We start from the raw sequence: 16407 nt of genomic DNA on the forward strand, positions 1-16407 counted from the left end.
CCTACACCGTGACGACTGAATTGGGAGTGCTTCGCACTCCAGCGCGGGGCAAGCCCGCTCACCACAGAAGCCCCCTCAGCAACCCTCAACAATGCTTGGCAACTTGCCTAGACCTCGCTGTTCGCGACCTCCACCCCATCACTGAACTGCAACGCCGCCAATCGCGCATACAACGCATTGCTCGCAATCAACTGTTGATGCGTCCCGACCGCCACCAACTTACCCTGGTCCATCACCGCAATGCGATCAGCGTTCTTCACAGTGGCCAGTCGATGGGCGATGACCAACGTGGTGCGCCCTTGCATCAGTTGCGGCAGCGCTTGCTGGATCAGGTGTTCACTCTGGGCATCGAGGGCGCTGGTAGCTTCGTCAAGCAGCAGGATCGGCGCGTCCACCAGCAGCGCGCGGGCGATGGCCAGGCGTTGGCGTTGGCCGCCGGAGAGGCCCATGCCGCCGTCGCCCAAGTGAGTCTGGTAGCCGTCGGGCATTTGCAGGATGAAGTCATGGGCGTGGGCAATGCGGGCGGCGGCTTCGACCTGTTCCCGAGTGGCGGTCGGGTTGCCGTAGCGGATGTTGTCTTCGACGCTGCCGAAGAACAGCGCCGGGCTCTGGGACACCAGGGCGAAGTGGCGGCGCAGGTCCATAGGGTCGAGTTCGGTCAGCGGATGGCCTTCGAGCAGGATGCAGCCTTGTTGGGGATCGTAGAAGCGCAGCAACAGGTCGAAAATCGTCGATTTGCCCGCGCCGGATGGGCCCACCAGCGCCAGGGTTTCACCGGGGTTGACGGTCAGGTTCAGGCCGTCGACAGCATAGCTATCGGGCCGTGAAGGGTAGGAAAACCGCAGGTTTTGCAGTTCCATGCGGCCGCTGACCCGCTCAGGCAGTTGCACGGTCCCGGCGGCGGGCGCCTGGATTTCGTTGCTCGACTGCAACAACTCGCCAATCCGCTCAGCGGCCCCGGCGGCGCGTTGCAACTCACCGAGCACTTCGCTCAGGGTGCCGACGGCGCTGCCGACGATCAGGCTATAAAACACAAAAGCCGCCAGCTCGCCGCCGGATATGCGCCCGCTGATCACATCCATGCCGCCCACCCACAGCATCACACCCACGGCGCCGAGCACCAGCATGATCACCAGGGTAATCAGCCAGGCGCGTTGGGTGATGCGTTTGCGCGCGGTAGTGAAGGCGTCTTCCACGGTCACGGCGAAACGCTGCTCGTCCTGCACCTGATGGTTGTAGGCCTGCACGGTCTTGATCTGGCCGAGGGTCTCGGACACATAGCTGCCCACATCGGCGATGCGGTCCTGGCTTTGCCGCGACAAGCTGCGCACCCGGCGGCCGAAGATGAGGATCGGCGCCAACACCAGCGGCAATGCCACCACCACAATGCTGGTGAGCTTGGGGTTGGTCACAAACAGCAACACGATGCCCCCGATGACCATCAACGCGTTGCGCAGGAACAGCGACAGCGACGAGCCGATCACCGATTGCAGCAACGTGGTGTCGGTGGTCAGCCGCGACTGGATCTCCGAACTGCGATTGTTCTCGTAAAAGCCTGGATGCAGGTAGATCAGATGGTTGAACACTTGCCGACGGATGTCCGCCACCACCCGTTCGCCGATCCACGACACCAGGTAAAACCGTGCAAACGTGCCCACTGCCAGGCCCAGTACGAGGATCATGAACAGGCCGATGGACTGGTTGAGCAAGTGTGGTGATTGAGTCATGAAACCCTGGTCCACCAGCAGGCGGATGCCCTGCCCCATGGACAAGGTGATACCGGCCGTGACGATCAGCGCCAACAGGGCGCCGAGCGCCTGCCAGCGGTAGGGCGCGATGAAGCGGCTGGCCAGGCGGATCGCGCGGCGTTGACGGACTGAGAACATGGAGGGCATCACCAGTGAGGAACCTGTCCTCAACATTGGGGGAACTTGGGCAAATAACAATGAGTCAGGTTAATTATGCCCGCCGATACCTATCCCTAGAGGCTATCGGTCTAACCCCTGGCTGGAAATCCGAGGCGGTTTCTGGTGGACTGGGTGTTCAAACCGGTGATCTTGCAGAGAATTGTAACAGCGTGGTCACTCGGGCGGCTTAGAGTCAAGAAGCAAACTAGGTAAACAACCTGATGAGGAGACAGGCCATGACCTTGCAGAACAGCAGCGATGCCAAGATTGAAGTGATCCGCCAACCGCAGCAGTTGCCTTGCTCGTACATCGACGCCAAAGGCCGCGAAGTGCAGATTACCGAAGAGATGATCCAGCAAGCGTGCAGCGAACTGGAACAGCGACTGGTCAAGCCTGCCCAGCAAGGCTGAAGCGCCGATGCTCTTGCAAACCCGGCCCAGGTGGCCGGGTTTTTTATTGGGGTCTAAGCGCTCACGGCGCCCAATGCGCGGATGATGTTCGATAGCACCGCCGATTCACCGTTGATGCGCACCTTCAAGCCATCAATCTCACGGCGCTCCGGGTAGTTCTTGCGCAGCAGGTCAAACGCCTTACGCTGCTCTTCCACCGTTCCTACCAGGCTACGCCGGAAATCCGCATCATCCCGGCGCGGGTCGTACACGCTGCGGCACAGGGTCGCCAACGCCCAGGCCGGGTCGGTGGACGCGTTCAACTGCACCTCGGCCAACCACGGCGACGGCAGTAAATCACTCAACTGAATGCTCGCCTCCTGCCCCAGGTGCGCGCAGAACGCCTGATAGATCTGCGCCGTGCCGCGCTGCTTGCCATCCAGGCTGTAACCAGCGATATGCGGCGTGGCCAGCACGCACAGGTCGGCCAGGTCCACGTCCACTTCAGGTTCGCCCTCCCACACATCCAGCACCGCTTGCAGGTCTTCGCGCGCCAGCAACACCTCGCGCAGGGCGGCGTTGTCCACCACCGGGCCACGGCTGGCGTTGATCAGCCAAGTGCCGGGCTTGAGCTGGTTGAGCCGCTCGCGGTCGAACAGGTGCCAGGTGGAGCCATTGCCGGACTTGGTCAACGGCGTGTGCAGGCTGATCACATCGCATTGCTCGATGATCTGCTCCAGGCTGACGTAATCGCCGTCTTCGGCAATCTGCCGTGGCGGGTCACACACCAGCACGTTCCAGCCCAGGCCCTTGAGCACCTTGACCAGCCGCCCGCCCACTTCGCCGGCTCCAACCACGCCATAGGTGCGCTGAGAGAGGTCGGCACCTTCGATTTCAGCCAGGGTCATCAGGCTGCCCAGCACATAATCCACCACGCCACGGGCATTGCAGCCGGGGGCGCTGGACCACTGGATGCCGGCCTGCTTGAAGTAGTCGAGGTCCAGGTGATCGGTGCCGATGGTGCAAGTGCCGACGAAACGCACGTTCGTCCCCTCCAGCAGCGCACGGTTAACGTTGGTCACCGAGCGCACCAGCAACACGTCAGCCTGCTCGACTGTGGCGCGGTCGATGGAACGGCCGGGCACCCGGCGGATGTCGCCAAATCCCTGGAAGAATGCATCGAGCAGCGGAATATTTTCGTCGGCAACAATCAACATGGCAGGCTCCTTTCGCGGACCCGCAGTGTACAGGGATCGCGGCCCGCGCTTACAAATCCCTAACACAGGATTTTTCCTGACCAATGCGTCAAAGCGTAGAATCCGCGGTCCTTGCGCATCCCTTTATTGGACACCTGTACGTGAACACTGCCTCTGCCACCCTCACCCGCCCCGCCCGCATCAGCCGGGAAGTCGGCGGCCTGCTGACGCTCGCCCTGCCGATCATGGTCGGCCAACTGGCCACCACTGCGATGAGTTTTGTCGATGCGGTGATGGCCGGCCGCGTCAGTCCCCAAGACTTGGCGGCAGTGGGCCTGGGCAACTCGATCTGGATTCCGGTCTACCTGCTGATGAGCGGTACGCTGCTGGCCACCACGCCGAAAGTCGCCCAACGCTACGGTGCGGGCCAGTACAGCGAAATCGGACCGCTGGTGCGTCAGTCACTGTGGCTGGCCTTGGTGGTCGGCATCATCGGCTCACTGCTACTGCTCTGCGCCGAGCCGATCCTGCATGCAATGAAGGTGGAGCCGGACCTGATCGCGCCCACCATGGGTTACCTGCATGGCATCGCCGCCGGTATGCCGGCCATTGCGTTCTATTACGTGCTGCGCTGCTTCAGTGACGGCCTGGGCCGTACGCTGCCGAGCATGGTCATGGGCCTGTGCGGCCTGGCGCTGAATATCCCGCTGAACTACATCTTCATCTACGGTCACCTCGGCCTGCCGGCCATGGGCGGCGTAGGTTGCGGTTGGGCCACGGCCATTTCGATGTGGGTGATGATGCTTGGCCTGGCCGGCTGGACCCGCTGGGGGCCGGCCTACCAGAGCAGCGAACTGTTCAAGCGTTTCGACTGGCCACAATGGGCGGTGATCAAGCGCGTGCTGGGCATTGGCCTGCCGATTGGCGTGGCGATTTTTGCCGAGTCGAGCATTTTTGCGGTGATTGCCCTACTGCTGGGCAGCTTGGGAGCCACGGTGGTATCCGGTCATCAGATCGCGCTGAACGTCAGCTCCCTGGTGTTCATGATCCCCTACTCCCTGAGCATGGCCGTCACTGTGCGGGTCGGCCAGGCCCTAGGGCGTGGCGAACCGCGTGAAGCCCGCTTCGCCGCAGGTGTCGGCATGGGCACGGCGCTGGCCTACGCCTGCCTGTCCTGCAGCCTGATGTTGCTGTTTCGCGAGCAGATTGCGGCGATCTATACCCCGGACCCGGTGGTCATTCACTTGGCTTCGACGCTGATCGTGTTCTCGGCACTGTTCCAGTTTTCCGACTCGATCCAGGTCACGGCGGCTGGCGCACTGCGTGGTTACCAGGACACCCGAGTGACGATGGTACTGACCTTGTTCGCCTATTGGGGCGTTGGCCTGCCGGTGGGTTACGCCCTGGGGCTGACGAATTGGCTCGGCGAGCCGAGCGGCCCAAGCGGCTTGTGGCAAGGGCTGATCGTGGGCCTGAGCTGTGCGGCGGGGATGTTGCTGGTACGCCTGGCGCGCAGTGCACGCCGGCGAATTCGCGCCGACAAGGCGCGGGTTTAAGCGGACTTCTTGCGGATCCAGTACAGGTACGTACCGGCCTGCTCCTGCTGATCCACCAGTTCGTGGTCAAGGAACACGCAGAACTTGGGGATATCGCGGCGCGTGGACGGGTCGGTCGCGATCACCTTGAGCAAGCCGCCGGGCACCAGGTCGCGGATGTGCTGGTGCAGCATCATCACGGGCTCTGGGCAATTCAAGCCTGTTGCATCTAGGGTGCCGTCGACGGCGGTGTCGAAAATATCGCTCATGATCTACTCCTGAAACTGGCCGCCAGTCTACCGGGCCTTGGTTTTCTTCACATCCACCAACCGACGCAGGTGGCAGGTCACTTCCTCTCGGTCGTGGTACAGCTGCTTGCAGCCGATCTCCACGCGGATGCCGCGCTCTTTGAAACCGTCTTCGATGCGTTCCAGCAAGCGCTTCACTTCGGCGTAGCGCTGTTTCATCGGCAGCTTCAGGTTCACCACCGCCTCGCGGCAATGCCCCTCGCCGATCCAGGTTTCCAGCAGCGCGGCGTTACGCGCCGGTTTTTCGACGATGTCGCAGACCATCCAGTCCACCGGCTGCTTGGGCACGAAGGTGAAACCGTCGGCCATCAAGTGCTGCACCAAGCCAGTGTCCATCAGGCTTTCGGCCATCGGGCCGTTATCGATGGCGGTCACCAGCATGCCACGGTTGACCAACTGCCAGGTCCAGCCGCCGGGCGCTGCACCGAGGTCGACGCCCGTCATGTCGCCGTGCAGGCGCTCGTCCCACTGGTCGCGGGGGATGAAGTGGTGCCAGGCCTCTTCCAGCTTGAGGGTCGAACGGCTGGGCGCTTCGCGGGGGAATTTCAAACGCGGAATACCCATCGGCCACATCGCCGAGTTGTTCGACTCGGCCAGGCCCATGAACACTTCGCGGCCACTCTTGAAGGTCAGCAGCAGGCGCGGCTTGCTCGGGTCGTCCACCAGCTTGCCGGCGTTCAGGAGGGCTTTGCGCAGGTGCACGTCGAATTTCTTGCAGAAGTTCGACAGTTCCTTGCCGTCGTTGGTATCGACCATCTCCAGCCACAGGCTGCCGCACACCGGGAATTCGCGCAGGTGGGCGAGGATCACGCTGATGCGGTCCGTTTCCGGCAGGTCGATGAACACCCCGCGCGCCCACTGCCGAGGAAAAATCAGCTCGGCAAAGCGTTGGCCGTGCATCAGGCGCTGGGCGCCGTCTTCTTCGGTGCAGACAAATTCGGCGCAGGCGCTGCCGGTCTTGGCCTTGGCGTAGCCGGAAACGTTCAGGCGCGCGGCGAGGTCCGCGATCTCGGAACAGACTTCGCCTTCAAAACCCGGGCGGCAGTGCATAAAAAGGGTGTTCATCAACTCTCCAAGTGAATCAACTGACGTTGCGCTGTCGCAATGCCTGTCATGAAAACCCGCGCATGATAACGGAGTTCGGAACCTTGGACTTAACGATAGAGTCCAGTTATTAGCCTGCTAATGAAAACAGGGCTAAGTTGATAGCTCTGTTCGTCCCGTCAGGTCCGTAGCCGTGCGGACCATAAGGAGTCGTGTCATGTCATCGCTTGATAGCCTGAGAACCCTTAAGACCCTTGAAATAGACAGCAAAACCTACCACTACTTCAGCCTGCCCGAAGCCGCCAAGAGCCTGGGTGACCTGGACAAGCTACCGATGTCACTGAAGGTGCTGCTGGAAAACCTGCTGCGCTGGGAAGACAACAAGACCGTCACCGGCGCCGACCTCAAGGCCATTGCCGCCTGGCTCAAGGAACGTCAGTCCGACCGTGAGATCCAGTACCGCCCCGCCCGAGTGTTGATGCAAGACTTTACCGGCGTCCCCGCCGTGGTCGACCTGGCCGCCATGCGCGCCGCCGTGGCCAAGGCCGGGGGCGATCCGCAGCGCATCAACCCGCTATCGCCCGTGGACCTGGTAATTGACCATTCGGTGATGGTCGACAAGTTCGGCAACGCCGACGCCTTTGAGCAGAACGTCGACATCGAAATGCAGCGCAACGGCGAACGCTACGCTTTCCTGCGCTGGGGCCAGAGCGCCTTTGACAACTTCAGTGTGGTGCCACCGGGCACCGGCATCTGCCACCAGGTCAACCTCGAATACCTCGGCCGCACCGTGTGGACCAAGGACGAAGACGGTCGCACTTACGCCTTCCCCGACACCTTGGTCGGCACTGACTCCCACACCACCATGATCAACGGCCTGGGCGTACTCGGCTGGGGCGTGGGCGGGATCGAAGCGGAAGCGGCGATGCTCGGCCAACCGGTGTCGATGCTGATCCCGGAAGTGATCGGCTTCAAGCTCACCGGCAAATTGAAGGAAGGCATCACCGCCACTGACTTGGTGCTGACCGTGACCCAGATGCTGCGCAAGAAAGGCGTGGTGGGTAAATTCGTCGAGTTCTATGGCGACGGCTTGGCCGACCTGCCGTTGGCCGACCGCGCCACCATCGCCAACATGGCCCCGGAATACGGCGCCACCTGCGGCTTTTTCCCGGTGGATGAGGTAACACTGGACTACCTGCGCCTCTCCGGCCGTCCCGCAGAAACCGTGAAGCTGGTCGAGGCTTACACCAAAGCCCAGGGCCTGTGGCGCAACGCGGGCCAGGAGCCGGTGTTCACCGACAGCCTGGCCCTGGACATGGGCAGCGTCGAAGCCAGCCTGGCCGGGCCGAAACGCCCGCAGGACCGTGTGGCGCTTCCGAATGTCAGCCAAGCCTTCAGCGACTTCCTCGACCTGCAATTCAAACCCACCAACAAAGAAGAGGGCCGCCTGGAAAGCGAAGGCGGTGGCGGGGTTGCCGTGGGCAATGCCGACCTCGTCGGCGAAACCGACTATGAATACGACGGCCAGACCTATCGCCTGAAAAACGGCGCGGTGGTGATCGCCGCGATCACGTCCTGCACCAACACCTCCAACCCCAGCGTGATGATGGCGGCCGGGCTGGTGGCGAAAAAGGCCGTGGAAAAAGGCCTGACACGCAAACCGTGGGTTAAAACCTCTCTGGCGCCAGGCTCCAAAGTGGTTACCGACTATTACAAAGCGGCGGGCCTCACCCAGTATCTGGACAAGCTCGGCTTTGATTTGGTGGGTTACGGCTGCACCACCTGCATCGGCAACTCCGGCCCGCTGCCCGAGCCGATCGAAAAAGCCATCCAGAGGGCCGACCTTGCAGTGGCGTCTGTGCTGTCGGGTAACCGCAACTTCGAAGGCCGCGTGCACCCGCTGGTGAAAACCAACTGGTTGGCTTCGCCGCCGCTGGTGGTGGCGTATGCCTTGGCGGGCACCGTGCGCATCGATATCAGCAGTGAACCGCTGGGTAACGATCAGGACGGCAAGCCGGTGTACCTCAAGGACATCTGGCCAAGCAGCAAGGAAATCGCGGATGCCGTGGCTCAGGTCAGCACCGGTATGTTCCACAAGGAATACGCCGAGGTATTCGCCGGTGACGAGCAGTGGCAAGCCATTGAAGTGCCACAGGCCGCCACCTACGTGTGGCAGAAAGACTCGACCTACATTCAGCACCCGCCATTCTTCGACGATATTGCAGGCCCACTGCCGGTCATCAAGGACGTCAAAGGCGCCAACGTGCTGGCGCTGCTGGGCGACTCGGTGACCACCGACCACATCTCCCCGGCCGGCAATATCAAGACCGACAGCCCCGCCGGTCGCTACCTGCGTGAACAAGGCGTGGAACCGCGCGACTTCAACTCCTACGGCTCACGCAGGGGCAACCATGAAGTGATGATGCGTGGCACCTTTGCCAATATCCGTATCCGCAATGAAATGCTCGGCGGCGAAGAAGGCGGCAATACGCTGTACATCCCCACTGGCGAGAAAATGCCGATCTACGATGCGTCGATGAAATACCAGGCGTCGGGCACACCGCTGGTGGTGGTGGCCGGCCAGGAATATGGCACCGGCTCCAGCCGCGACTGGGCAGCCAAGGGCACCAACCTGCTGGGCGTCAAGGCGGTGATCGCCGAGAGTTTCGAGCGGATTCACCGGTCCAACCTGGTGGGCATGGGCGTGCTGCCGCTGCAGTTCAAGCTGGATCAGAACCGCAAGTCGCTCAAGCTCACCGGCAAGGAGAAGATCGACATTCTCGGTCTGACCGAGGTGGAGATCGTGCCGAGGATGAACCTGACGCTGGTGATTACGCGGGAGGATGGCAGCAGCGAGAAGGTCGAGGTGCTGTGCCGGATCGATACGCTCAATGAGGTGGAATACTTCAAGTCGGGCGGCATCTTGCACTACGTGCTGCGCCAGTTGATCGCCTCTTAAGAACGATAGATGTCAAATGTGGGAGGGGCGGTGCGACGGTTCGACTTGCCCCCGATGGCGGCGTGTCAGTCAATAGATGTATGACTGATCCACCGCCATCGGGGGCAAGCCTCCTGACAAAATTTCAACTGTATTTCAAATCAGCCGAACAACCACTTCCACAGCAGCACCAGCACCACCACCGCCAGCACCGGCCGCGCAATCCGGTAAGCCTTCGGATGCTTGCGCTTCCACTGCTTGACCACGCCGCTGAACTTGTCACTGAAGGTCTTGCTCCAGGCATACGCCTGGTTGATCCCGCCCACGCGCTCGTCATCCAGGTTCTGCGGCGCAGTGGCGCGCCCCAATTGCTTGCTGACCCAACGGTTGACGCGGGTCATCACGCGGTTGCTCAGTGGCCGCTCGATGTCGCAGAACAGGATCACACGGGTCTGCTCGGTTTCGTTCTTGACCCAGTGCACGTAGGTTTCGTCGAACATCACGTCTTCACCGTCACGCCAGGCGTAGACCTGGCCGTCGACAAAGATGCGGCAGTCGTCAGAGTTCGGCGTCGACAGGCCCAGGTGATAACGCAGGGAACCGGCAAACGGGTCGCGGTGCGGGTTGAGGTGGCTGCCGCCCGGCAACAGCGCGAACATCGCGCCCTTGACGTTGGGAATGCTGCTCACCAGCGCCACGGTTTTCGGGCACAGCGCCTCGGCCGACGGCAGGGGTTTGTCGTACCACTTGAGGTAGAAACGCTTCCAGCCCTTCTTGAAGAACGAGCCGAAGCCGGCGTCGTTGTTCTTTTCGGCCGCGCGGATGTATCCCTCGTCGAACAGGTGCATGGCCTCTTCGCGGATCACTTCCCAGTTGTCCTTGAGCACATCCAGTTCCGGGAACTTGCTGCGGTCCAGGTACGGCTTGGACGGCACGGCCGAGAACAGGTACATCAAGGCGTTATACGGGGCGAACAGCGCCGAATGGTTGACGAACTGGCGCAACAGCGGCAAACGCGCCTTGCCGCGCAGGTGCACATACAACGTGCTGCCGATAAACAACGCCAGCACCGACAGCTTGGCGGCCAAAGAAAAGGTCATGCAGCAACTCCTGGAAATAAGCGCCTGGCCAACAGCAGACGTAGCAGCCGGCCATGATAAACAGTTGGGCCATTATGCAGAAGGCCCGGGCTATCGGCGCTGACTCAAATCAAGCCTGGTTTTCTTGCTCGGTAAACAAATCGCTGAACAGCATGCTCGACAGGTAGCGCTCACCGGAGTCCGGCAGGATCACCACGATAGTCTTGCCCTGCATCTCCGGTTTCTCGGCCAAGCGTACCGCCACGGCCATCGCGGCGCCGCAGGAGATACCGCACAGAATCCCCTCTTCCTGCATCAGGCGCAGGGCCATGGCCTTGGATTCGTCGTCGGTCACCAGCTCCACACGGTCAACCATCGACAGGTCAAGGTTCTTCGGCACAAACCCGGCGCCGATGCCCTGGATCTTGTGCGGGCTGGGCTTGATCTCTTCACCGGCCAGCGCCTGGGTGATCACCGGCGACACAATCGGCTCGACCGCCACCGACAGGATCGGTTTGCCCGCGATGTTCTTGATATAGCGCGATACACCGGTGATGGTGCCGCCAGTGCCCACCCCCGCCACCAGCACGTCCACGGCGCCATCGGTGTCATTCCAGATTTCCGGACCGGTGGTTTTCTCGTGGATCGCCGGGTTGGCCGGGTTTTCGAACTGAGCCGGCATGAAATAGGTGGCGGGGTCGCTGGCAACGATTTCGCCGGCTTTCTCGATCGCACCCTTCATGCCCTTGGCCGGCTCGGTCAGCACCAGCTCGGCGCCGAGTGCCTTGAGCACCTTGCGTCGCTCGATGCTCATGGAGGCCGGCATGGTCAGCAGCAATTTGTACCCACGGGCGGCGGCGACGAATGCCAGGCCGATGCCGGTGTTGCCGGAGGTGGGCTCGACAATGGTCATGCCCGGCTTGAGTTTGCCGGTGCTTTCAGCGTCCCAGATCATGTTTGCGCCAATGCGGCACTTCACCGAGTAACCTGGGTTCCGCCCTTCGATCTTGGCCAGGATGGTCACGCCACGCGGTGCGATCCGGTTGATCTGAACCAGGGGCGTGTTACCGATGGAGTGCGCGTTGTCTGCAAAGATGCGGCTCATGACGGGTCCTATTGGGCGGTGTTCAGGAAGGCCACAAGGGTATGCCTCGTGCCGCGAAGCGTCCAGTCGGAGGAACGTTGCACGCTTCACAACAGTCCATCCCCTATACGGACAGAGGACCCTCCCCATGAAACGTCGCTACAGCTGGCCACTATGGACCGTTGCCGGATTGCTGGTGGTGCTGGTTGCCCTGAGCATCGCCCTGCCCTACCTGGTGCGCAACTATTTGAATGAGAAGCTCGCTGATATGGGCGACTACCGCGGCCAGGTTACCGATGTGGACCTGGCCCTGTGGCGCGGCGCCTACAGGATCAACGGCCTGGAGATCATCAAGGTCGACGGCAAAGTGCCCGTACCGTTCGTCAAGGCGCCGTTGATCGACCTGGCGGTGAGCTGGCACTCGCTGTGGTACGACCATGCGGTAGTCGCCAAGGTGCGCTTTATCAACCCCGAAGTGAACTTCGTCGACGGCGGCGCCAACAAGCAGGCGTCCCAGACCGGTAAGGGCACCGACTGGCGCGAGCAATTGAGCAAGCTGGCCCCCATCACCCTCGACGAGGTGCGCATCGAGGACGGCAAGATCGCCTTCCACAACTTCAACTCCAAACCACCGGTCAACATCAATGCCACCGAGGTCAACGCCAGCTTCTATAACCTGACCAACGTGGTCGACGTCAAAGGCAAGCGCGACGCCCGCTTCGAGGGCAAGGCGCTCCTTCTGGGCCAGGCGCCGCTCGAAGCCACCGCCACCTTCGACCCGCTGAGCAATTTCGAGAACTTCGAATTCCGTTTTCGCGCCAAGGACCTGCAGCTCAAGCGCATGAATGACTTCGCCTCGGCCTACGGCAAATTCGATTTCAAGGCTGGCACCGGCGACGTGGTGATCGAAGCCCAGGCGGAAAAAGGCCAGTTGACCGGCTATATCAAGCCGCTGATGCGCGATGTGGAAGTGTTCGACTGGCAACAAGATGTGGAGAACAAGGACAAGAACATCTTCCGCTCGATCTGGGAGGCCGTGGTCGGCGCCAGTGAAACCGTGCTGAAAAACCAGGCGAAAAACCAGTTCGCCACCCGTGTTGAACTCAGTGGCAGCGTGCACCAGCAAAATGTCAGCGCGTTTTCCGCGTTTTTGGCGATTTTGCGCAATGGGTTCATCCAGGCGTTCAATGCGCGCTATGAACAACCCAAGCCCTCGGCGGATTGATCGTGACTGGTCATTCAGAGACTGAATAAGCCGCCTGCGTTCACAGTCGCCGGGGCTGCGCGGTATAGTCCGGGCATTGATGAATGCGAGGAAACACCGATGAAGTTCGAAGGCACCCAGGCCTATGTGGCTACCGATGACCTGAAACTGGCCGTCAACGCCGCCATTACCCTGGAGCGGCCGCTGCTGGTCAAGGGCGAGCCCGGCACCGGCAAGACCATGCTCGCCGAGCAATTGGCCGAGTCCTTCGGCGCCAAGCTGATCACCTGGCACATCAAGTCCACCACAAAGGCCCACCAGGGCCTGTACGAGTACGACGCGGTCAGCCGTCTGCGCGACTCGCAGCTGGGCGTGGACAAGGTGCATGACGTGCGCAACTACCTGAAAAAGGGCAAGCTCTGGGAAGCTTTCGAATCCGAAGAGCGGGTGATCCTGTTGATCGATGAAATCGACAAGGCCGACATCGAGTTCCCCAACGACCTGCTGCAAGAACTCGACAAGATGGAGTTCTACGTCTACGAAATCGACGAGACCATCAAGGCCAAGAAACGCCCGATCATCATCATTACCTCCAACAACGAAAAAGAGCTGCCGGACGCGTTCCTGCGTCGCTGTTTCTTCCACTACATCGCCTTCCCAGACCGCACCACCTTGCAGAAGATCGTCGACGTGCACTACCCCGACATCAAGAAAGACCTGGTCAGCGAAGCGCTGGACGTGTTCTTCGACGTGCGCAAAGTACCGGGCCTGAAGAAAAAGCCCTCCACCTCCGAACTGGTGGACTGGCTCAAGCTGCTGATGGCCGACAACATCGGCGAAGCCGTGCTGCGCGAGCGCGACCCGACCAAGGCTATTCCGCCGCTGGCCGGTGCGTTGGTGAAGAACGAGCAAGACGTGCAGTTGCTGGAGCGTCTGGCGTTCATGAGCCGTCGCGGTAATCGCTGATGCTGCTCAACCTGTTCAACGAGATGCGTGCCGCCAAGGTACCGGTGTCGGTGCGCGAGCTGCTCGACCTGATCAACGCGCTGAAAATGCGCGTGACCTTCGCCGATATGGACGAGTTCTACTACTTGGCCCGGGCGATCCTGGTCAAGGACGAGCGGCATTTCGACAAGTTCGACCGGGCCTTCGGCGCTTATTTCAATGGCCTGGAAAAACTCGACGACCACCTGCAGGCGTTGATCCCCGAAGACTGGCTGCGCAAGGAATTCGAACGTTCGCTGACCGATGAGGAACGCGCGCAGATCCAGTCGCTGGGTGGCCTCGACAAACTCATCGAGGAATTCAAGAAACGCCTGGAAGAACAGAAGGAACGTCACGCCGGCGGCAACAAGTGGATCGGCACCGGCGGCACCAGCCCCTTTGGCTCCGGCGGCTATAACCCGGAAGGCATTCGCGTCGGCGATGCCGGCAAGCGCCAGGGCAAGGCCGTTAAGGTGTGGGACCAACGCGAGTACAAGAACCTCGACGACCAGGTTGAACTGGGCACGCGCAACATCAAGATCGCCCTGCGCCGCCTGCGCAAATTTGCGCGCCAGGGTGCTGCGGAAGAGCTGGATATTGACGGCACCATCGACCACACCGCACGTGACGCCGGGTTGCTGAATATCCAGATGCGCCCGGAGCGGCGCAACACCATCAAGCTGCTATTGCTGTTCGATATCGGCGGCTCGATGGATGCCCACGTGAAGATCTGCGAAGAGCTGTTCTCCGCGTGCAAGACCGAGTTCAAGCATTTGGAGTACTTCTACTTCCATAACTTCGTGTACGAATCGGTGTGGAAGAACAACCAGCGCCGCACCTCGGAACGCACCTCAACCCAGGATTTGCTGCATAAGTACGGCGCGGACTACAAAGTGATCTTTATCGGCGATGCGTCGATGGCGCCGTACGAGATCACCCAGGCCGGCGGCAGCGTCGAGCACTGGAATGAGGAGCCGGGCTATGTGTGGATGCAGCGCTTCATGGCCAAGTACAAGAAGCTGATCTGGATTAACCCGTATCCGAAGGACACCTGGGGGTATACCGCGTCGACGGGGATTGTGCGGGAGTTGGTGGAGGATCAGATGTATCCGCTGACGCTGCGCGGGTTGGAAGAAGGGATGCGGTTCTTGTCCAAGTAAACCGCTAGCCTTCGGAGGAACCGAATATCCGCTCTACATGAGTTGATATGATTTGGATTGGCACCCGTCGTGCCATCCGAACACCAGAAAATTCCTGCTGAAACGTTGGACCAGTTCCTTATCCACAAGATTGATCCGACCGTCGTTATTTACATCCCAACTTAAAGAGGCTCCCTTACCGGAGCCATCACCGCTGATATAGAGGGCAGCCGTATAGGCAAGCGTTTCATCGTAGAAGTCCAGATAAACCACATCAGGCTTATTGTTATCGTCGATATCATAAGCGCGCAAGATCAAGAATCGCATATGGCAAATCAGTTGAGGGCAGAGCCGATAGGCTGGCATTGCTACCGCTGAAGCTCGATACCCTAAACCTGATAGGAAGAGTCAGCCACTTCTGACACCTCTGTGCGACTGCAGCGTTGCACACACGAACGCGCCGATTGTGTTGCTCAATGATCGGCAGACCATTGCTGGTTACCCGCGTTTAGGTGCGCTGGCGCGGCTGGCGCAGTGTCTGCCGGGGTAGAAAGTTCGGTTGGTACCGGTGGTTCAAGAGACTGCGCACCGTCAACACATTCAGTATTTGCAGCGGTTTCGCTGATTTTGTAGGAACTCGGCATCGCTGATGCGAGTTTCCCCGTCGGCGCCTCAAAGAGGTCGGAATTGACTGACGGTTTCTGGCGAGGTCGGTGAATCGACGTCAAACCGTACAAATGGGAGCCTATTGTCTTCTTCCTTTACCGGTTTTCTTTATGCGCTTCTTGATCTTGCGTGCTCACGATGTCTACGACAGCAACAAACCTGATGTGGTTTACCTGGACTTTCACGATGAGGCTCTTGCCCAGCCTGTTGTTTTAAAAGCCACCCTCTTCGATATCAATAATGACGGCAAACTTGAATGGAGCCTGGCCGACGACGTCAATAACAACGGCGTGGTCGACAGGCTGGATGAAGTGATGGCGCTTGAATTCGCGCAGCAATTCATTGAGTTCAATTGGTTCAGCCTGGATGCGCCCTTCGTTAAATACCTGAAGATTTTTGCCGAAGACTTTGACGCCAACGGCATACCCGATACCGTGCGCCTGCATTTTCATGAAGGCGAGGGTGTTCCTCGTGATGAAACTATTGTCTATACGGCTGCGTTTTACACCAACGGCGACGGTTCCGGTGCGGGTACGCCAATTAGTTGGGATGTGAATAACGACGGTAAGTCCAACATTGTTGACACAGAGCTGGTCCGCCGTTTTACTCGAAATTTTCTAGTCTTCGACTGGCATGATGCACACACATGCAAGCCTTCGAAAAAACCGCGTAAGCCGCCAGTACCGCGTCCACGCAAAAAATGCTGAGCAATACTGGGCGCTTATTTGGACAAGAACCGCATCCCTTCCCCCAGGCCGCGCAAGGTTAGCGGTTACATCTGACCCTCGATCAGTTTCCGAACGATATTGATCGAGGCGGTATACCCCCACGTGTCCTTGGGATACGGGTTAATCCAGATGAACTTCCTGTACTTGGCCATGAAGCGCTGCATCCACACATACCCAGGTTCCTCGTTCCAGTGCTCAACACTAAA

Annotated in this window: 14 protein-coding genes and 2 pseudogenes; 8 read left to right on the forward strand and 8 right to left on the reverse strand. The window is 60.2% G+C overall.

What is annotated here, in order from left to right:
* Positions 1 to 107 precede the first annotated feature (107 nt).
* Positions 108 to 1895 carry an ABC transporter transmembrane domain-containing protein gene (locus WH299_RS12880; RefSeq protein WP_339550488.1) on the reverse strand — a complete coding sequence of 596 codons (1788 nt, stop codon included), beginning with the start codon at positions 1893 to 1895 and terminating at the stop codon, positions 108 to 110.
* 248 nt (positions 1896 to 2143) lie between these two features.
* Between WH299_RS12880 and WH299_RS12885 the strand changes: the two genes are divergently transcribed.
* Complete coding sequence (locus WH299_RS12885; protein WP_014717504.1) at positions 2144 to 2317, forward strand: PA1571 family protein; 174 nt, start codon at positions 2144 to 2146, stop codon at positions 2315 to 2317.
* Positions 2318 to 2370: 53 nt separating this feature from the next.
* On the opposite strand, the gene pdxB is transcribed toward WH299_RS12885, so the two are convergent.
* Entirely contained in the window at positions 2371 to 3513 is a 1143-nt protein-coding gene (gene pdxB / locus WH299_RS12890; RefSeq protein ID WP_339550440.1) for a 4-phosphoerythronate dehydrogenase PdxB, read from the reverse strand.
* 140 nt (positions 3514 to 3653) lie between these two features.
* Here pdxB and WH299_RS12895 point away from each other — a divergent pair, with 140 nt between their 5' ends.
* On the forward strand, positions 3654 to 5048 hold the full coding sequence (locus tag WH299_RS12895) for an MATE family efflux transporter (RefSeq protein WP_123476574.1): 1395 nt from the start codon (positions 3654 to 3656) through the stop codon (positions 5046 to 5048).
* Here WH299_RS12895 and tusA read toward each other — a convergent pair.
* Positions 5045 to 5296: a sulfurtransferase TusA gene (tusA, locus tag WH299_RS12900; RefSeq protein WP_126570035.1), complete on the reverse strand. Its 252-nt coding sequence runs from the start codon at positions 5294 to 5296 to the stop codon at positions 5045 to 5047. The genes WH299_RS12895 and tusA overlap by 4 nt on opposite strands.
* 27 nt (positions 5297 to 5323) lie before the next feature.
* Positions 5324 to 6400 (reverse strand): 23S rRNA (cytidine(2498)-2'-O)-methyltransferase RlmM, encoded by a 1077-nt coding sequence (rlmM, locus tag WH299_RS12905; RefSeq protein ID WP_339550441.1) that lies wholly within the window; start codon positions 6398 to 6400, stop codon positions 5324 to 5326.
* 196 nt (positions 6401 to 6596) lie between these two features.
* On the opposite strand from rlmM, the gene acnA reads away from it, so the two are divergent.
* Complete coding sequence (gene acnA / locus WH299_RS12910; RefSeq protein ID WP_339550442.1) at positions 6597 to 9338, forward strand: aconitate hydratase AcnA; 2742 nt, start codon at positions 6597 to 6599, stop codon at positions 9336 to 9338.
* Between the two features lie 140 nt (positions 9339 to 9478).
* Here acnA and WH299_RS12915 read toward each other — a convergent pair whose 3' ends face one another.
* Positions 9479 to 10417 (reverse strand): aspartyl/asparaginyl beta-hydroxylase domain-containing protein, encoded by a 939-nt coding sequence (locus WH299_RS12915; protein ID WP_028619405.1) that lies wholly within the window; start codon positions 10415 to 10417, stop codon positions 9479 to 9481.
* A gap of 109 nt (positions 10418 to 10526) precedes the next feature.
* On the reverse strand, positions 10527 to 11501 hold the full coding sequence (gene cysK / locus WH299_RS12920) for a cysteine synthase A (protein WP_010212098.1): 975 nt from the start codon (positions 11499 to 11501) through the stop codon (positions 10527 to 10529).
* 127 nt (positions 11502 to 11628) lie between these two features.
* Here cysK and WH299_RS12925 point away from each other — a divergent pair, with 127 nt between their 5' ends.
* From WH299_RS12925 to WH299_RS12935, 3 genes are all read left to right on the forward strand, one after another.
* Positions 11629 to 12705 carry a DUF748 domain-containing protein gene (locus tag WH299_RS12925; protein WP_339550443.1) on the forward strand — a complete coding sequence of 359 codons (1077 nt, stop codon included), beginning with the start codon at positions 11629 to 11631 and terminating at the stop codon, positions 12703 to 12705.
* A gap of 99 nt (positions 12706 to 12804) precedes the next feature.
* Positions 12805 to 13650, forward strand: coding sequence for an AAA family ATPase (locus WH299_RS12930; protein WP_003210690.1), 846 nt, complete (start codon positions 12805 to 12807; stop codon positions 13648 to 13650).
* Positions 13650 to 14828: a vWA domain-containing protein gene (locus WH299_RS12935; RefSeq protein ID WP_016975243.1), complete on the forward strand. Its 1179-nt coding sequence runs from the start codon at positions 13650 to 13652 to the stop codon at positions 14826 to 14828. Before WH299_RS12930 ends, WH299_RS12935 begins: the two co-directional genes overlap by 1 nt.
* A 33-nt stretch (positions 14829 to 14861) precedes the next feature.
* Here WH299_RS12935 and WH299_RS12940 read toward each other — a convergent pair whose 3' ends face one another.
* Positions 14862 to 15134, reverse strand: a complete 273-nt coding sequence (locus tag WH299_RS12940; RefSeq protein ID WP_126570033.1) for a hypothetical protein — start codon at positions 15132 to 15134, stop codon at positions 14862 to 14864.
* Positions 15135 to 15264: 130 nt separating this feature from the next.
* On the opposite strand from WH299_RS12940, the pseudogene WH299_RS12945 reads away from it, so the two are divergent.
* A pseudogene (locus WH299_RS12945) lies at positions 15265 to 15432 on the forward strand (biotin-dependent carboxyltransferase family protein); the annotation flags it as partial.
* An 88-nt stretch (positions 15433 to 15520) separates the two neighbouring features.
* Positions 15521 to 16180, forward strand: a complete 660-nt coding sequence (locus WH299_RS12950) for a hypothetical protein (protein ID WP_323623960.1) — start codon at positions 15521 to 15523, stop codon at positions 16178 to 16180.
* Positions 16181 to 16245: 65 nt separating this feature from the next.
* Here WH299_RS12950 and WH299_RS12955 read toward each other — a convergent pair.
* Positions 16246 to 16404: pseudogene (locus WH299_RS12955) on the reverse strand (hypothetical protein); the annotation flags it as partial.
* Positions 16405 to 16407 lie beyond the last annotated feature (3 nt).

Origin of the sequence: Pseudomonas sp. MYb541 (assembly GCF_037479595.1) — a bacterium.
GTDB classification, from domain to species: Bacteria; Pseudomonadota; Gammaproteobacteria; order Pseudomonadales; family Pseudomonadaceae; genus Aquipseudomonas; species Aquipseudomonas canadensis.